Origin of the sequence: Streptomyces sp. NPDC056835 (assembly GCF_042789485.1) — a bacterium.
GTDB lineage: Bacteria > Actinomycetota > Actinomycetes > Streptomycetales > Streptomycetaceae > Streptomyces.
Genome location: NZ_JBHUBB010000023.1, coordinates 31,104 through 46,570, shown reverse-complemented (window position 1 = coordinate 46,570; position 15,467 = coordinate 31,104). Strand labels below are relative to the sequence as shown.

The 15,467-nt window shown below is 71.7% G+C and carries 14 protein-coding genes; 9 read left to right on the top strand and 5 right to left on the bottom strand.

Features of this window, described 5'->3' with window-relative positions:
- The first annotated feature begins 268 nt into the window (after nucleotides 1-268).
- The 3 genes from ACFRMN_RS25055 (at nucleotide 269) to ACFRMN_RS25045 (ending at nucleotide 2,291) form a co-directional block, all read left to right on the top strand.
- Nucleotides 269-643 carry an STAS domain-containing protein gene (locus ACFRMN_RS25055; protein WP_383023011.1) on the top strand — a complete coding sequence of 125 codons (375 nt, stop codon included), beginning with the start codon at nucleotides 269-271 and terminating at the stop codon, nucleotides 641-643.
- Between the two features lie 55 nt (nucleotides 644-698).
- On the top strand, nucleotides 699-1,211 hold the full coding sequence (locus ACFRMN_RS25050) for an EF-hand domain-containing protein (RefSeq protein WP_383023009.1): 513 nt from the start codon (nucleotides 699-701) through the stop codon (nucleotides 1,209-1,211).
- 606 nt (nucleotides 1,212-1,817) lie between these two features.
- The gene (locus tag ACFRMN_RS25045; RefSeq protein WP_383023008.1) at nucleotides 1,818-2,291 is read left to right on the top strand and encodes an ATP-binding protein; all 474 of its coding nucleotides are present in this window, start codon (nucleotides 1,818-1,820) and stop codon (nucleotides 2,289-2,291) included.
- A 90-nt stretch (nucleotides 2,292-2,381) separates the two neighbouring features.
- Here the strand turns inward: ACFRMN_RS25045 and ACFRMN_RS25040 are convergent, their stop codons facing one another.
- On the bottom strand, nucleotides 2,382-3,374 hold the full coding sequence (locus ACFRMN_RS25040) for a GlxA family transcriptional regulator (RefSeq protein ID WP_383023006.1): 993 nt from the start codon (nucleotides 3,372-3,374) through the stop codon (nucleotides 2,382-2,384).
- 88 nt (nucleotides 3,375-3,462) lie between these two features.
- Between ACFRMN_RS25040 and ACFRMN_RS25035 the strand changes: the two genes are divergently transcribed.
- Both ACFRMN_RS25035 and ACFRMN_RS25030 read left to right on the top strand, forming a co-directional pair.
- Nucleotides 3,463-4,737, top strand: coding sequence for an MFS transporter (locus tag ACFRMN_RS25035; RefSeq protein WP_383023005.1), 1,275 nt, complete (start codon nucleotides 3,463-3,465; stop codon nucleotides 4,735-4,737).
- A 175-nt stretch (nucleotides 4,738-4,912) separates the two neighbouring features.
- Entirely contained in the window at nucleotides 4,913-6,274 is a 1,362-nt protein-coding gene (locus tag ACFRMN_RS25030; protein WP_383023112.1) for an MFS transporter, read from the top strand.
- 41 nt (nucleotides 6,275-6,315) lie between these two features.
- On the opposite strand, the gene ACFRMN_RS25025 is transcribed toward ACFRMN_RS25030, so the two are convergent.
- Entirely contained in the window at nucleotides 6,316-7,518 is a 1,203-nt protein-coding gene (locus ACFRMN_RS25025) for a flavin-containing monooxygenase (RefSeq protein ID WP_383023003.1), read from the bottom strand.
- Nucleotides 7,519-7,618: 100 nt separating this feature from the next.
- Nucleotides 7,619-8,299, bottom strand: coding sequence for a pyridoxal 5'-phosphate synthase (locus ACFRMN_RS25020; protein ID WP_383023001.1), 681 nt, complete (start codon nucleotides 8,297-8,299; stop codon nucleotides 7,619-7,621).
- Between the two features lie 94 nt (nucleotides 8,300-8,393).
- Here ACFRMN_RS25020 and ACFRMN_RS25015 point away from each other — a divergent pair, with 94 nt between their 5' ends.
- Entirely contained in the window at nucleotides 8,394-8,972 is a 579-nt protein-coding gene (locus tag ACFRMN_RS25015) for a TetR/AcrR family transcriptional regulator (protein WP_383023000.1), read from the top strand.
- Nucleotides 8,973-9,084: 112 nt separating this feature from the next.
- Here the strand turns inward: ACFRMN_RS25015 and ACFRMN_RS25010 are convergent, their stop codons facing one another.
- Entirely contained in the window at nucleotides 9,085-9,732 is a 648-nt protein-coding gene (locus tag ACFRMN_RS25010) for a TetR family transcriptional regulator (protein WP_383022999.1), read from the bottom strand.
- A 344-nt stretch (nucleotides 9,733-10,076) separates the two neighbouring features.
- On the opposite strand from ACFRMN_RS25010, the gene ACFRMN_RS25005 reads away from it, so the two are divergent.
- Both ACFRMN_RS25005 and ACFRMN_RS25000 read left to right on the top strand, forming a co-directional pair.
- Nucleotides 10,077-11,054 carry a VOC family protein gene (locus ACFRMN_RS25005; RefSeq protein WP_383022997.1) on the top strand — a complete coding sequence of 326 codons (978 nt, stop codon included), beginning with the start codon at nucleotides 10,077-10,079 and terminating at the stop codon, nucleotides 11,052-11,054.
- Nucleotides 11,055-11,176: 122 nt separating this feature from the next.
- Complete coding sequence (locus ACFRMN_RS25000; RefSeq protein ID WP_383022995.1) at nucleotides 11,177-13,678, top strand: PQQ-binding-like beta-propeller repeat protein; 2,502 nt, start codon at nucleotides 11,177-11,179, stop codon at nucleotides 13,676-13,678.
- 48 nt (nucleotides 13,679-13,726) lie between these two features.
- On the opposite strand, the gene ACFRMN_RS24995 is transcribed toward ACFRMN_RS25000, so the two are convergent.
- Nucleotides 13,727-14,539, bottom strand: coding sequence for a hypothetical protein (locus tag ACFRMN_RS24995; RefSeq protein ID WP_383022993.1), 813 nt, complete (start codon nucleotides 14,537-14,539; stop codon nucleotides 13,727-13,729).
- 213 nt (nucleotides 14,540-14,752) lie between these two features.
- On the opposite strand from ACFRMN_RS24995, the gene ACFRMN_RS24990 reads away from it, so the two are divergent.
- Nucleotides 14,753-15,277: a hypothetical protein gene (locus tag ACFRMN_RS24990; protein WP_383022992.1), complete on the top strand. Its 525-nt coding sequence runs from the start codon at nucleotides 14,753-14,755 to the stop codon at nucleotides 15,275-15,277.
- Nucleotides 15,278-15,467: the final 190 nt, after the last annotated feature.

The window sequence follows — 15,467 nt, the reverse complement described above, 5'->3', positions numbered from 1 at the left end:
CGTTCCTTCGAATGTAGTGGGCGTCGCCGACAACGCACTCCCCTTTGCTCAAGTGCGCCCCTGTGGCGCTCCTGCGGGCCGGGCGCGGGCGGCGATGAGTGGCGAAGTGAGGTTTCACAACGTTTCACGGGTGCGCGGCGGGGCAGTGGCGGGATGGGGAAGGACAACTTCCGGATCAGCCTCTTCACAATCAGCCTCTTCACAATCAGCCTCTTCAGAATCAGCCTCTTCAGGATCAGCCCAGGAACCCGAGGAAAGGCCCAGGCGCGTGACGCTCATGATGGAGGAGTCCGAGCAGGGCCCGTGGACCGTCCTGCACATCACCGGCGAGCTGGATCTCATGACCTCGCCCGAAGTCCGCCAGCGGGTCCACGACGCGGTGGCCGCCGGGCGCCACACGCTGGTGCTCGATCTCTCTCAGGTGTTCTTCTGCGACTCCAGCGGGGTCGGCGTACTGATCGCCTCACGCAGGCTGCTCCACTCCTGCGGGGGCAGGCTCCATGTCATCCTGCCGGCCCGCGGCGCCGAGGAGGGTTCGCACGTCAACCGGGTGCTCGCGGCGCTGGGCGTACGCCGGCTCTTCGAGGTCTACCCGGACGTGCCCGCGGCCGTCGACGACGCGGTCCAGCCGCTTTCGGCATAGCGGTTCCGCGCGTAACGGGACACATCGCGGCCCCCGGCCGTCGTACGCTCCGGGGATGGACAGCGCAGAGTACGAGGCCAAAATCGCCTCACGGTTCGCAGCCTTCGATCAGGACGGCAGCGGGTACATCGACCGCGAAGACTTCAGCGGAGCGGCGGCGGCGCTGCTCGCCGAGTTCGGTACGACGGCACGCTCCGACAAGGGACAGGCGCTCTACAACGGGGCCGAGGCGTTCTGGCAGGGGATGGCCGGGATCGCGGATGTGGACGGTGACCAGCGGGTCAGCAGGCAGGAGTTCGTCACCGGCGCGGTGAAGCGGCTGCGGGACAACCCGGATCGGTTCGCGGAGATCGCCCGCCCGTTCCTGCGCGCCGCGATCGCCCTGGCCGACGAGGACGGCGGGGGTGTGACCCGCGCGTCGGCCGAGCGCGCGCTGCGGGTGCTCGGGGTCGAGCCGGAGGCGGCGGCCCAGGTGGCGGCGGAGCTGGACGTCGACCACGACGGCAGGATCCACGAAGGAGAGATCCTGTCCGGCTTCGCGGCGTACTACGTGACGCCGGAGCCCTGATGAGCGCCGGGGGCCGGTGAGTCCCGGGGCCGGTGCGCCGGTCCTGGGAGCGGTGCGCCGGTCCGGGGGTGGTGCACCGGCCCCGGGGGCGGTGACTCCGCACCATGGGAAGGGCAGCTCTCCGCTGATGAACTCCCTGCTCAGGGCGGGGGAAAGCGCCGGCCCCAGCGCTCTGACGCGTCACCGTCCGTGGCCGGAACGCGGCGCCCGAGGCCGATACCGGGTTGTGTCCTGGCGGCGGGCCGTCACAGGCCGGAGTCGTGTCCGGCCTCCGGTACGCTCCGTGGGGTGCGAGAGGTTGTGAGGCGCGACGGTCGCGGTGCTGCCGGTACGGCGGCTCCGGGAACGCGAATGTGCGCCGCTCGCGCGGTACGAAGGCGCCGTGTGCGCCCGTGTTCGACTCCCCGCGACGCGCGTCGCACAGTATGCACTACGCGTACTCCTTCGCGCTGGAATATGCCCGAAGCGCTTGTTGCGGTGACTGTACGTCAACCATGCTGTCTCGCAAGGAAATCACGTTCCGTGACTCTTGAGACTCTTGTGACTCTGTTGAGGACCTTGTCGAGGCGCGAGGCGATGTGTCCGCCGGTTCGGATGGTGTGAGCGGTGCAGGTGCTTCAGGTTCAGTTGGAGGTCGGGCCGGATCCCGCGGAGGTGGGGCGGGCCCGCAGATGGGCCCGTTCCAGGCTGGCCGGTTCCGGCATAGAGGACGATGAGCCGGTCGCCGAGACGCTGATCCTGCTCATCTCGGAGCTGGTCACCAACGCCGTGGTGCACACCGGCTGTCCGGCCGTGCTGCGGATGCTCTTCGGTTCGGGAGCGGCCGAGGCCGGGACGGTACGGGTGGAGGTCGCCGATACCAGCGCCTGCCCGCCGCGCCCGCGCCACGCGGACGGCGAGGACACCAACGGCCGGGGGCTGGAACTGGTCGACGGCCTCGCCGACCGGTGGGGCTGGCAGCCGGAGGGCGCGGGCAAGCGCATCTGGTGCGAGGTCGACAGAAGCGCGCCGGGGGTGGCGGCGGAAGCGTACGCCCCTGCCACGTATGAGCCCCCACGCGCTGTCCCGCGGCCCGCGTGACGCGTGACGCGTGACGCGTCGATCCTCAGCAGTCGGATGTCGGATGGCGGGTGACGGGCGGCCGGACAGGGCCTACCGACCCGACAGGCCCTACCGGCCCGCTGCGGCTCCCGCGCGGAACGTACGCCGGTAGACCGTCGGCGGGACCCCCAGCGCCGACTGGAGATGCTGGCGCATCGACTGCGCCGTGCCGAACCCCGCGTCCCGCGCCACCTGATCGACCGACAGGTCCGTCGACTCAAGCAGCTGTCTGGCCCGTTCGACCCGTTGCAGCACCAGCCACTGCCCGGGGCTGATCCCGGCCTCCTCGCGGAAGCGGCGTGTGAACGTCCGTACGGACATCGACTGCTGCTCCGCCATGTCGCGCAGCTGGATCGGCTCGTGGAGGCGCGTGAGCGCCCAGTTACGGGCGGTCGCGGTGGTCGCGAGCTGCGGTTCCGGGACCGGGCGTTCGATGTACTGCGCCTGGCCGCCGTCCCGGTACGGCGGGACGACCGTACGTCGCGCGACCTCGTTGGCGACCGCCGTGCCGTGATCGCGCCGGACGATATGCAGGCACAGGTCGATCCCGGCGGCGACTCCGGCAGAGGTCAGTACGTCACCGTCGTCTATGAACAGGACGTCCGCGTCCACCTTGACCCGCGGGAACAGCCGCTGGAAGTGGGCGGCGGAGGACCAGTGCGTGGTGGCGGGGCGGTCGTCCAGGAACCCGGCGGCGGCCAGCACATAACTGCCGGTGCAGATCGAGACCATACGGGTGCCCGGCCGCAGCCGGGCGAACGCGGCGCGGAGTTCGTCGGTGAGCCTGCCCGCGTCGAAGACCGGCCCCAGTTTGTAGGACGCCGGTATGACCACGGTGTCGGCGGTGGCCAGCGTCTCGGGGCCGTTCTCGACGAGGATCGCGAAGTCGGCGTCGGTCCGTACCGGCCCCGGTTCCCGGACCGAGCAGGTCACGATCTCGTACAGCGGCTCGTGGGAGGAGTCGCGTGCGCGGCCGAAGATCCGCTGCGGGATGCCCAGTTCGAAGGGGATCGCCCCGTCGAGGGCGAGGACGGCGACCCGGTGCGGGCGGCGGTCCGGCATGGTGTGCTCTCCTCTTCTCCGGTCTTCGCGGTCCGTTCCTCGGAAAAGCTCTGGTGGTCCAGACCATTACTTGATATCAGTCGCGTCTGTGACAGAAAAGCGCACAGTGGCTCCGGGCATTCCCGAACCGACCGCACCTCCGCACGAAGCCCCGGCCGCTCCGGAAGGGGCTGTCCGTACCCTCTGGAACCGTAACTTCCGGCTCTTCTTCCTCGCCCGTGCCGTCGCGCGCTTCGGGGACGGCATGGTGCCGGTCGCCCTCGCCGCCGGTCTGCTCGACGCCGGGTACGGCGCGTCGTCCGTCAGCTTCGCGCTCGGTGCCTGGATGGCGTGCTTCGCGGGGTTCGTGATCGTCGGCGGAGTGCTGGCCGACCGGTTCACCCCGCGCCGGATGATGGTGCTGGCGGACGGCGCACGGCTGGTGGGCACGGCGGTGCTGGCCGTCGCCTTCGCCGCCGGAGCGCCCGCGCTCTGGCTCGTGTACGCGCTCAGCGCGCTCAACGGCCTGGGCGCCGCGATCTTCCAGCCGGGGGTGGCCAGCATGCTTCCGCGGCTGGCGCCCGATGTGCAGCGGGGCAACGCGGTGCTGCGGGTCGCGGAGTCGCTGATGACGATGGCGGGTCCCGCGATCGCGGGCGCGCTGGCCGGCTTCGGCGGACCCGGCCTGATCTTCGGGGTCAACGCGGCCACCTTCGGGATCAGCGGGATCTGTCTCTTCCTGATCCGGATGGAGTCGGTCGCGCCGGTGGTGACCGGTGAGTCGATGCTCACCGAACTGATCGGCGGCTGGCGCGAGTTCCGGGCCCGGTCCTGGCTGTGGGGGGTCATCGCCGTCTGGTCCGTGTACGGCATCACGGTGCTCGGCCCGATCACCCCGCTGGAGGCGGTCGTCGTCACCGAGCGGCACAGCTCGGCGGTGTTCGGTCTGATGATGACGGTCCAGGGCGCGGGCAGTGTGGCGGGCGGGCTGCTGGCGATGCGGCTGCGACCGGCCAGACCCCTGTTCGCCGGCGCACTCGCGCTGTTCGGGGTGATCGCGAACGTACTGGTCCTGGCGTACGACGTGCCGGTGCCGCTGCTGGCCGCGGGCTTCTTCGTCGGGGGTGTGTCGCTGGCGTTCTGGCTGGTGATGTGGTCGACGACGGTCCAGACGCAGATCCCGGACGCGGCGCTCAACCGGCTGCACGCGTACGACGTGGCGGGCTCGCTCATCATGCTGGCGGTGGGGCGCGCGCTGGCCGGGCCGGTCGCGGAGGCGGTGGGGGTACGGGAAGTGCTGGTGGCCGGGGCGGTGATCAATGTGGGGGTGTGCGCGGTGCTGCTGACCGTACCGGCGATCCGGGGTCTGAAGCGCGTGGAGTGAGGCGGGTGGTGGACTCGGCGGCGGGCGGCGGGCTCGGCGGCGGGTGGTGCCTCGGCGGCGGGCGGCGCGCTCGGCGTCGAGCGGCGGGCGGCGGGCGGCGGGCGGTGCGAGGGTGTGGCCCGATCCTGGCGAATGCTGGCCGTCGGGCCACTCGTCAGTAGCGTCGCCGCCCTTGATGCTGTCTGACGTGACCCAGACAACCGACCTCTCCGAGAACGGCGCTACGGCGCCCGACCCGTCCGCGCGGCCCGCGCCGCCCGCGTCCCCCGCGCCCCGCGCGCCGGGGCGCGTCCACCGGGCGTGGTTCGTCGCCGTCGTCACCTTCGTGACGATCATCGGCGCGGCGGCGTTCGCCTCGCTGCCCGGTCTGCTGATCGAGCCGCTGCACACGGAGTTCGACTGGTCGCGCGGCACGATCGGCTTCGCCGTCTCGGTCAATCTCGCGCTGTACGGACTGACCGCGCCGTTCGCCGCGGCGCTGATGGACCGCTTCGGCATCCGCCGGGTCGTCGCCGTCGCGCTCACCATCATCTCGGCCGGTTCCGTACTGACCGTATGGATGACCGCGGCCTGGCAACTGGTGCTGTACTGGGGCGTTCTGGTCGGTCTCGGCAGCGGTTCGATGGCGCTGGCCTTCGCCGCTACGGTGACCAACCGCTGGTTCGTGGCGCGACGCGGACTGGTCACCGGCATCCTCACCGCGGCGGGCGCCTCGGGGCAGCTGGTGTTCCTGCCGCTGCTCTCCTGGCTGGTGGAGCACCACGGCTGGCGCCCGGCCGCCGTCACCGTCGCGCTCGCCGCGCTCGCGGTGGTCCCGTTCGTCTGGCTGCTGCTGCGGGACCATCCGGCGGATGTCGGCCTGCCCCCGTACGGTGCGAAGACGTTCGTACCCAAGCCCGCGCCGGTGCCCGGCGCCGCCCGGCGCGCGGTCTCGGTGCTGTTCTCGGCGGCGCGTACCGGACCGTTCTGGCTGCTCGCGGGGACCTTCGCGATCTGTGGGGCCTCGACGAACGGCCTGGTCAAGACCCACTTCGTACCGGCCGCGCATGACCACGGCATGCCGATCACGGCCGCCGCCTCGCTGCTCGCGGTGATAGGTGTCTTCGATGTGGTCGGCACGATCGCCTCCGGCTGGTTCACCGACCGCTTCGAGGCGCGCAGGCTGCTGGCGGTCTACTACGCGCTGCGCGGGATCTCGCTGCTCTTCCTGCCCATGCTGCTGGCGCCCTCCGTCCATCCGCCGATGGTCTTCTTCATCGTCTTCTACGGCCTGGACTGGGTCGCCACCGTCCCCCCGACGATCGCCCTGTGCCGTGAGCACTACGGCGAGGACAGCGCGATCGTCTTCGGCTGGGTCCTCGCCTCCCACCAGGTCGGCGCGGCGGTGGTCGCCTTCGCGGGCGGTCTGGCGCGGGACGTCTTCGGCTCGTACGACGTGGTCTGGTACGCCTCGGGGGCGCTGTGCGCTGCGGCGGCGCTGATGGCGCTGGTGATCAGGCGCAGGCCGGTGGCGGCGACGGCGACGGCGACGGTTTAGCGGGGCGGGCAGGGCGAGCGTGGCGGGCGGGGAAGGTGTGGTCAGCGGGACCGGCCGGACCGGCCGGACCGGCGGTCGGATGTGGTCCGGTTGGTCCCGCCGGCCAGGGCCTTCGCTATCTTGCGCGCGTCGATCGCCATCTCGCGGAGGTTGCCGCTGATCGGGTTGGTGAAGCCCGTGAAGTAGAGCCCCCGCGCCTGCTCCGGGGTGCGGCCGCCGTGGGTCACCGGCCGTCCCCGCTCGTCCAGTACGTCCAGATGCCCCAGCAGGTCTTCCAGGGCCCGGCGGTAGCCGGTCGCCGCGATGACCACCTCGGGGGTGATCCGGGAGCCGTCCGCCAGCACGACCTTGTCGGGCTCGAAGGACTCGACCGCCGCCACCGGTTCGACCCGGCCCTTGCGTACCGCCTTGATCAGACCCACGTCCTGAATCGGGATCGCCCCCTCGCGGACACGTGAGTAGAGACCCGTCTCCGGGCGCGGCAGGCCCTTCGCCGACAGGTCGGGCACCGATATCCGGGCCAGCGCCCCGGCCGCCCGGTCGACCAGATGGACCGGCAGCCGGCGGACGAGCACGGCCGTCGCCTGCGCCGGCCAGCCCAGCGTGGAGCGGCGCACGATGTGCGGGGCGGTACGGACGGCGAGGCGTACCCGCGCCGCACCGCCCTCGACGAGGTCCACGGCGATCTCCGCGCCCGTGTTGCCCGCGCCGACGACCAGGACGTCCTTGCCCGCGTACGGCCGGGCGTCGCGGTACTCGCCCGCGTGCAGCAGCTCGCCGCCGTACGACGCGCGGCCGGGCCAGGACGGCAGCCGCGGTGTGTGGTTGTAGCCGGTGGCGACGACGACGGCGCGGCCGGTCAGCTCCCGGCCGCCGGTCGCCCGCAGCAGCCAGCCGGTCCCGTCGGGGGAGGGCTCGACCCGGGTGACCTCCACGCGGGTGACGATGTCCAGGCCGTGGTACTCCGCGTATTTCTCCAGATAGCGCACCACCCGCGCGCGGGGCACCCAGCGCCCGAAGGAACGCGGGATCCGCAGACCCGGCAGGGCCGACATCCGGCGGGTGGTGTGCAGCCGCAGCCGCTCGTAGTGGCGGCGCCAGGAGGCCCCGACGGCGTCGGACTTCTCCAGTACGACGGCGCGTATGCCCTGTTCGCGGAGCGCGGCGGCGACGGCGAGCCCACCGGGGCCCGCGCCGATGACGTAGACGGGAAGGCTGTTGGCGCGGCCGGAATCGTCGGGCATGAGAGCTGAGCGTAACCGTAACCTCACTTGTTGGGTCTCGGCCAAGACGGAAAAGGGGTTGCGAATCGATCACATCCGCCGTCCCGCCGGCCCCCGGCGTTCACGGCCAGAGCAACTCCCGTACCCACAGGCTCCCTTCGCGCCGGTAGCGCAGCCGCACATGCTGTCTGCGCGCGTCGCCCTGGAAGAACTCCACCTCGTCCGGTACGAGCGTGTACGCGGTCCAGGACGGCGCCTCCGCGTCCGGCTCGCGCCGCGCCCGCTCCCACGCCGCCGCGCTCGCCTCCGCCAACTCCGCCGCCGAACGCAGGACTTCGCTCTGCCGCCCGACCAGCGCGGAGGCGAGCGCTCCCGTCGAACGGACCCGCAGATCCGCGCCGCTCTCCTCGGCGCCGGCCGTACGTACCTCACCCCGCAGGCGTACGGAACGTCCCTGCGCCGCCCAGTAGAAGCCGAGCGCGGCCTCGGGGCGCGCGGCCAGCTGGCGGCCCTTGCGGCTGGTCGCGTGCGAGGCGAAGTGCCAGCCCCGCGCGTCCGCGTCATGCAGCATCAGGGTCCGTACGTCGGGCCGGCCCTGTTCGTCGGCGGTCGCCAGCGTCATCGTGTGCGGCTCCGGCTGACCGGCGGCCACCGCCTCGGCGAACCAGCGGTGGAACAGTGGCAGCGGCTCGTCGGGCGCGTCCGCCGGATCGAACGCGGGCAGTTCGGTGTCCCAGACGGACTGGGCGCGCAGCAGGGCGCGGAAGGTCTCTTGCCGCCGGTCGTCGTCCATGCGGGCCATTCAACCTCGTCCATGTCTCCTTCTCCGTTCATATCACTACACTCGGAGTGGTTCGAGAGTCGGAGTGATTCGAGAGAGAGGGCGGAAACGCTGCATGAGGCAGAACCTGGCCCGGCGCGCGGCGCTTGTGGACGCGGCCATCGAGGTGCTCGCCCGTGAGGGCGCGCGCGGGCTGACCTTCCGCGCCGTGGACACCGAGGCGCGCGTACCCAACGGCACCGCGTCCAACTACTTCGCCAGCCGCGACGATCTGCTCACCCAGGCCGGCGGCCGGATCTACGAGCGGATGCGTCCTGACGACGCGACGATAGCGGCCATGGCGGAAGGGCCGGCCAGCCGTGAGCGGGTCGTGGGGCTCGTTCGCGATGTGGTGGGGCGGGTCGCCGCGTTCCGTACGGGCTATCTCGCCCTGCTCGAACTGCGGCTGGAGGCCACCCGTCGCCCGGCGCTGCGGGCAGTGCTCACCGAGCGCGTCCGCGCGGATGTCGAGGCCAATGTCCGGAGCCATCTGGACGCCGGTCTGCCCGGCGACGCCGATGCGGTCAAGATGATCTATCTGGCCACCAACTGGCTGGTGGTGGAGCAGCTGACGCTTCCGGGGGTGTTCCCGGCGGAGGAGGCGGGTGCGCTGATCGGAGCGCTGGTGGAACGGCTGCTTTTGCCGCCGACATGACAGAACGGGGCGGGAGGGGTGCGCGGGTACATACGTACGTACCGTGTCCGTCGGCCCGGGCGCCGGCCCGCTTCGGCGGGTTGTCCCAGCGGGTTGTCCCAGTTGGAGCGCGTTACTTCGTGGGCTTCTTGCCGGTGACGCTCAGATGGACCAACTGGGCGAGCGTCGGCCGCAGTTCGGCCTGCTTCACCCCCCAGCTCTGGAAGCCCTTCTGGTGCGAGGCGACCGAGGCGAGCAGTACGACCAGCGAGCCGGCCAGCGCCGCCGGGCTGATGTCCTTGTCGACCCTGCCCTTGGACTGAAGCTCCTTCACGGACTCCGTGAGGGAGCCGGTCACGGAGTTCAGGATCTTCATCCGGATCTTGTTGAACCGCTTGTCGCCCTCCGCCGCGCCCAGATCGACCACCCGGAGGATGGCGTCGTGTTTGCGCCAGAAGTCGAGGAAGCCGTCGACCAGTTCCTCGGACGTCTGCCAGCCGGCCTTGCCGGCCCAGGAGCGGCCGGAGACCAGCTCGGTCAACCCGGTGCCCTCCTTGGCCATTTCCTCGGCGAGCTCAAGGACAGCGCCCTCGACGTCCGGGAAATACTGGTAGAAGGTCGCGGGTGACGTGCCCGCTTTGCGGGCGACATCGATGACTTTGACATCCCGGTAGGGCGAGGAGCTGAGCATCTCGCCGAGGCAGTCGAGCAGCTTTTGCCGCGTCGCCTGCCCGCGTCGACCAGCCACGCGGCCGTCGACGGTGCGCACTTGTCCTGTCATGCAGTCAGCTTACCGAGGGGTGATCCGAGCGCGATTTGGCCGACTGCAAATGGGGAACCGGCCATCGTGCGCAGGGTGCGGCGCGTGCGCGGCGCAGGGGGCGGCGGGGGCTCGCGGGGAGATCGGCGGGGGACCGACGGGGGATCGTGGGGCGATCGGCGGCGATCGGCGGCGATCGGCGGGGGTCGCGGGGAGATCCGGGAGGCGGGCGGCGCGGGTGCGGGCTTGAATAGTGTTATCAACAGCCTGTGGACAACTTCGGTGGATAACTCGGGGTGGCGGCGGCTTCACGCTGCGATAGTGAATCAATTGTTCTATTCATCCATACGGAAGGAGTCCGTGACATGGACGCATTCGCGGAAGGCACGCCGTGCTGGGTGGATGTGTCACTCCCCGATCTGGAAGCGGGCAAGCGCTTCTACGGGGAGCTGTTCGGCTGGACCTTCGGCCGGGCCAGGGGCATGGATGACGGGCACTACACCGTGGCGTTCAGCGGCGGGAGGCGTGTCGCGGGCCTCATCGCCAAGCGGGACGGCCGGATGCCGACCGTATGGACCATCTATTTCGCCACCCCGGACGCCGACGCGCTCAGCGTGCGGATCAGGGCGGCGGGCGGCCAGCTGGTGCGGGAGCCGATGGCCGTCGGACGGTTCGGTGTGATGGCGCTCGCCGCGGATCCGGCCGGCGCGGTCTTCGGGCTCTGGCAGACGGGCGGCGACCTGGGCTTCGAGAAGACGGGCCTGCCGGGATCCTTCTGCTGGACGGAGGTCTACACGAGGGACAAGGAGCGCGTCGACCCCTTCTACGAGCGGGTCTTCGGCTTCCGGGGCAAGGATCTCCCGGGCTCCGGCGTCGATTTCCGGTTGTGGTCCCCGGCCGGGTCCGCGCCGGGCACGGAGAGGGAGAGCGCGATCGGCGGGCGCAGCGTGATAACGGACGCGTTCCCGGCGGAGCTGCCCGGCCATTTCCTCAGCTATTTCTCGGTCGAGGACTGCGACGAGACGGCGGCGACGGTCGTCCGGCTCGGCGGCAGGGTCACCGCGCCGCCGTTCGATATCGACTACGGACGGATGGCGGGGCTGCTGGACAACCAGGGCGCGTACTTCGCCGTACTGGCCGAGCCGAAGCGTGAGCCGGGGCGCGCGCCGGAGCCGGGGGCGGGGGCGGCAGTGGATACGGCGGCGGGCGCGGCAACGGGAGGGGAATCGGGAGCACGGGAAGCAGGGGAATCAGGGGAATCAGGGGAAGCAGGGGAGGCGGCGGGGGAAGGAGCGGTGGCGGAGCCCGCGCCGGGGCGGGAAGCGGAGCCGGAAAGCACATGAGTGTCCGGATCGAGGTGAGACACCCCGATCCGCCCCCGGGTTCGCAACCGCCGCCTCCGACAGGAAGAATCAGGGGGCACGGGGCCGTACCTTTGTGGCCCGTACGGGGAGGTGGCACGCAAGTGGAGCAGCTGACGCAGCACGACCCGAGGCGCATCGGCCCTTTCGAGGTGCTTGGGCGGCTCGGAGCCGGCGGCATGGGGCTGGTCTATCTCGCGCGCTCGGCGTCCGGCCGCCGGGTGGCGATCAAGACGGTACGTACCGAGCTTGCCGAGGACCAGTTGTTCCGGGTCCGCTTCACGCGAGAGGTGGAGGCCGCCCGCGCCGTCAGCGGGTTCTACACCGCGGCCGTCGTGGACGCCGATCCCCGGGCCGCCGTGCCCTGGCTGGCGACGGCGTATGTGCCCGCGCCCTCGCTGGAAGAAATAGTGAATGAGTGCGGTCCGATGCCGGCCCAGGCGGTGCGCTGGCTGGCGGCGGGGATCGCGGAGGCGCTTCAGTCGATCCATGGCGCCAACCTGGTGCACCGCGACATGAAGCCGTCGAATGTCCTGGTGGTGGAGGACGGGCCGCGGGTCATCGACTTCGGTATCGCCTCCGGGGTCTCCAATACCCGGCTGACCATGACCAATGTCGCCGTGGGAACGCCCGCGTACATGTCGCCCGAGCAGGCCCGCGACTCGCGCAGTGTGACGGGCGCCAGCGATATCTTCTCGCTCGGCTCGACCCTCGTCTTCGCCGCCACCGGACACGCGCCCTTCCATGGCGCCAACCCCGTCGAGACGGTCTTCATGCTGCTGCGCGAGGGCCCGGACCTGGCGGGGCTGCCGGAGGAGCTGAGGCCGCTCATCGAGGCGTGCATGAAGATGGACGCCTCGCAGCGGCCCTCGCCCGCCGACCTCCAGGCCCAGCTGGCCCCGCATCTCTTCGCCTCGGGCAGTGACGACAGCGGCACGGCGTCGGCGTGGCTGCCGGATCTCGCCACCGCGATGATCGAGCGCCGCAGGGCCGGCGGCCGGGGACCCGCGCCCGCCCTACGGCACGCGGGCCCCGGCGCGGTCGCCCCCGTACCGCCGAGGCCCACGCACGAGCCGCCGGTGCCCGCGCAGGCGGCGCCCGACTGGGACGCCGCGTGGCGGCCCGGCGCGGCGCGGCACGGCGCTGGAGGTGGCGGGAACGAGGGCCAGCACGCCGGCCGGTCCGAGGCGTCGGCCGCGATGGCGCCGCCCGCCATGCCGCACTCGCCCCGCTCCGCGCCGTCGGACGGCCCGGTCAGGCTGCCGGGGTCACCGGTGCCGATCGGGCCAGGACCTCGGGTCGCGGACACGCGCGTCGGCGGCGCCGACGCGGGCCCCGCCACCGGCTGGATCCGCCCGCCGGCCGGGCTGAACGGCGCGGAGGCGCCCACCGGCGTGGCGCCCACAGGTGTGGCGCCCGCCACGGGAGCCCCGCCGGTGCCCGCGCCTGCCCCGCCTGCCGACGGCGCCCCCGGCCGCTGGCGGCCCTGGCGGTTCCGGATGTCCAACGACGTCTGGGGCACGCCGGTCGTCGACGGCGATCTGCTCTACGTCACGTCCTTCGAAGTACACGCGCTCGACGTGGGCAGCGGACGCCGCCAGTTCAAGACCAGAGACGTGGCGTGGGCGATGGCCGTCGCCGGCGGCCGTATCCACGCCTCGGACGGGCCGACGCTGTACGCGCTCGACGCCGCGGACGGAACCGAGCGCTGGCGGCTCCAGACCGACGCCTGGGTGTACTCCCTGAAGGTCGACCGGGGCACGGTCGTCACCGGTACGCGCGGCGGCGGCGTCCAGGCGTGGGAGGCGTCGAACGGCGACAAGCTGTGGGAGACCGCCGGGGCCCAGACGGACTTCGAGACACCGGAGGCCGGGCCCGCGATCCACGACGGCACGGTGTACGTGTGGAAGGACGCCCGGTTGCTGGCGCTGGACGCGCGCACGGGCGCCGAGCTGTGGTCGTACCCCATCGGGGACGCCGCCTCCTGCGGCGGCGTGCCCGTGCGGGTACGGCCCGCCGCCGACGGCCAGTTGTATGTCTCGGCCGGTACGCGCGTGCTCTCCATCGATCTGGCCGGCGGCCATGTGCGCTGGCACTTCGAGGCGCCCGCGGTCTTCCTCTCCCCGCCCGCCTTCGCGCCGGGGCCGGCCGTGACGGGCGGCGGTGTCTATCTCGCGGACTATCTCGGCACGGTGTACGCGCTGGACGCCACCACCGGCAAGGACCGCTGGCGCATCGCGACGGAATCCCGGCAGTCGATCGAACCGGTGCTGGTCGCGGACGGCAATATCCATGTCGGCAGCGGCAGCGCGCTGTACACGCTGGACGCGGTGACGGGCACGCCCAAGTGGCGTTTCGCGGCGGGCGGCGAGGTGATCGGCGCGCCGGTCGTCGCCGACGGCCGGCTGCACTTCGGCTCGGCCGACCATTGCCTCTACACGCTCGACGCGAGCGGCGGCCAGCTGCGCTGGAAGCTGGCGACGGGCGGCGAGATCACGGGCTCGCCCGTGGCGCGGCGGGGCGTGGTGTACGCGTGCAGCAAGGACCGCTGTGTGTACGCGCTGGACGCGGTGAAGGGGACGGCTACGGGTCGCGGGTCGCGCTAACGCGACGCGGGGCGCGGGTCGCGCTAACGCGACGGGGCGCGGGTCGCGCTAGCGCGACCGGGGGGCGTCGGGCGGTTCTTCGGGCGGCGATCCCGCCGGCGGTGTGGAGCTCGGACTCCACCGCTCGTCGGTGACCCGGGGGAGCGACTGGGTGTCGCCGTCGTGCGCGGACCACTCCTCCGGGGGTGAGGACGGTGGCGGCTGGGGCTCGTATCCGTACGGCTGGTACGCGTACTGATCGTGCCGCCGCGCGGGCCCGTACGGAGGCTGATACCGCGCTTGCTGGTACTGAGGCTGCTCGTACTGCGCGTGTTCGTACCGCGCGTGTTCGTACTGAGGCTGGTACTGCTGCTCGTACTGAGGCTGCTGGGGCTGCTGGGGCTGGTACGGCTGCGGGTACGGGGCCTCGTAGTCGTACGGGGGCTCCTGGCTCCGCCACCGCTCGCGGCGCCGGCGGCCGCTCATCACCAGCGCGGCCAGCAGCAGTACGACCCCGCCACCGGCGGCGTACGCGACGCCGGTGCCCAGGGCCGCGCCGTTGGCGCTGACGCCGAGGCCGTCCGCCGACTGGCCCTGGCGCACCATCCACAGGACCGTGAAGCCGAGCACGACGAGGCCGGCCAGCGCCACGAGCGCGCGCGAGCGCAGCACCACGCCGAACAGCGTGACCAGGGCGGCGAAGAGGAAGGGCAGCGCGAGCGAGGCCAGGACGCCGGAACCATTGCCTGAGATGCCGTTGAACAGGTCGGTGACGGGGTAGTCGCTGGCCTCCCTGCCGTCGTACCAGGGACGGAAGGGGCTGAGTACGGCGGCGGCCGCTCCGATGAGAGCGAGCAGCGAGCCGAGGACGTTACGGACCATCGTCGGCCCTCCTTCGCGGTGCGTGATCGTGCTCCGCTGGCGACGCTACGCCGCGTATCCGGCCCCCGCCACGCGACCGTCAGGTGCCCGCCACGCCGCCGAGGGCGCTCGTGCCCCAACTGCTAGGGTGTCGCGCGCGTTTGACAGGTCCACGGGGCAAGTCGGCCCCTGGGCCAACGGGTGAGTGAGTACATACGGGGGAGTGAGTCGATCGTGATACGCCGACGTCTGAAAATCGCGGCCGTACTGGTCGTGGTGGTGCTGGCCCTGACGGGGTTCTCGTCCTCCACGGGCGGCAAGGGCGGCAAAAGCGGCAAGAGCAGGGGATCGAGCGGCGGTGGGGGCTGCTCCAACTCCAAGAAGAGCAACGGTTCGTATTCGGGCTCGCGCTACGACTCCGATGACGACTACGGCTCGTCCGGCAACTCGTACGACGACCCGACGCCCACGGCGACGGCGACGGCCGGCGCCGAGGCGCGGATCGTCACCTGCGTCAGCAGGGCGAAGGGCAAGCGGAAGGCCGTCACCTACGCGACCGTGCGGGTGTCGGCCGGACCCGGTCTCGCGGACACCTACGAGGTCGATGTGACCTTCGAGGACGCGTCGGGCTCGGTCGTCGACTTCGGCGACACGACGGTCGAGCTGGAGGGCGGGGAGACGACGACGGTCAGGGTCCCGATGGACAGCCCGAGGCAGATATCGCGGGTACGGAAGTGCGAGGCGACCGTCACGACCTAGATCGTGACGGCAGGAACGGTATCCACAGGAACCGCGTCCACCGGAACCCCGTCCACCGGAACCGCGTCCACGGAACGGGAAAGAGGGGGCCGGGGGGTAAAAGCCCGGCCCCCACACCGTGTGTTGCGTGCCGCAGGGGTGGTGGGCATAGCCCCAGGTGGCGTCGCCACTGGCGGGGTCCACGCCCCGG

What these genes read in the sequence shown, in the direction of transcription:
- ACFRMN_RS25020 (WP_383023001.1), bottom strand. Translation starts at nt 8,299, where the DNA reads ATGGCCCGCATGGACGACGACCGGCGGCAAGAGACCTTCCGCGCCCTG.
- ACFRMN_RS25050 (WP_383023009.1), top strand. Translation starts at nt 699, where the DNA reads ATGGACAGCGCAGAGTACGAGGCCAAAATCGCCTCACGGTTCGCAGCC.
- ACFRMN_RS25005 (WP_383022997.1), top strand. Translation starts at nt 10,077, where the DNA reads ATGGACGCATTCGCGGAAGGCACGCCGTGCTGGGTGGATGTGTCACTC.
- ACFRMN_RS25015 (WP_383023000.1), top strand. Translation starts at nt 8,394, where the DNA reads ATGAGGCAGAACCTGGCCCGGCGCGCGGCGCTTGTGGACGCGGCCATC.
- ACFRMN_RS25025 (WP_383023003.1), bottom strand. Translation starts at nt 7,518, where the DNA reads ATGCCCGACGATTCCGGCCGCGCCAACAGCCTTCCCGTCTACGTCATC.
- ACFRMN_RS25040 (WP_383023006.1), bottom strand. Translation starts at nt 3,374, where the DNA reads ATGCCGGACCGCCGCCCGCACCGGGTCGCCGTCCTCGCCCTCGACGGG.
- ACFRMN_RS24995 (WP_383022993.1), bottom strand. Translation starts at nt 14,539, where the DNA reads ATGGTCCGTAACGTCCTCGGCTCGCTGCTCGCTCTCATCGGAGCGGCC.
- ACFRMN_RS25030 (WP_383023112.1), top strand. Translation starts at nt 4,913, where the DNA reads ATGCTGTCTGACGTGACCCAGACAACCGACCTCTCCGAGAACGGCGCT.
- ACFRMN_RS25010 (WP_383022999.1), bottom strand. Translation starts at nt 9,732, where the DNA reads ATGACAGGACAAGTGCGCACCGTCGACGGCCGCGTGGCTGGTCGACGC.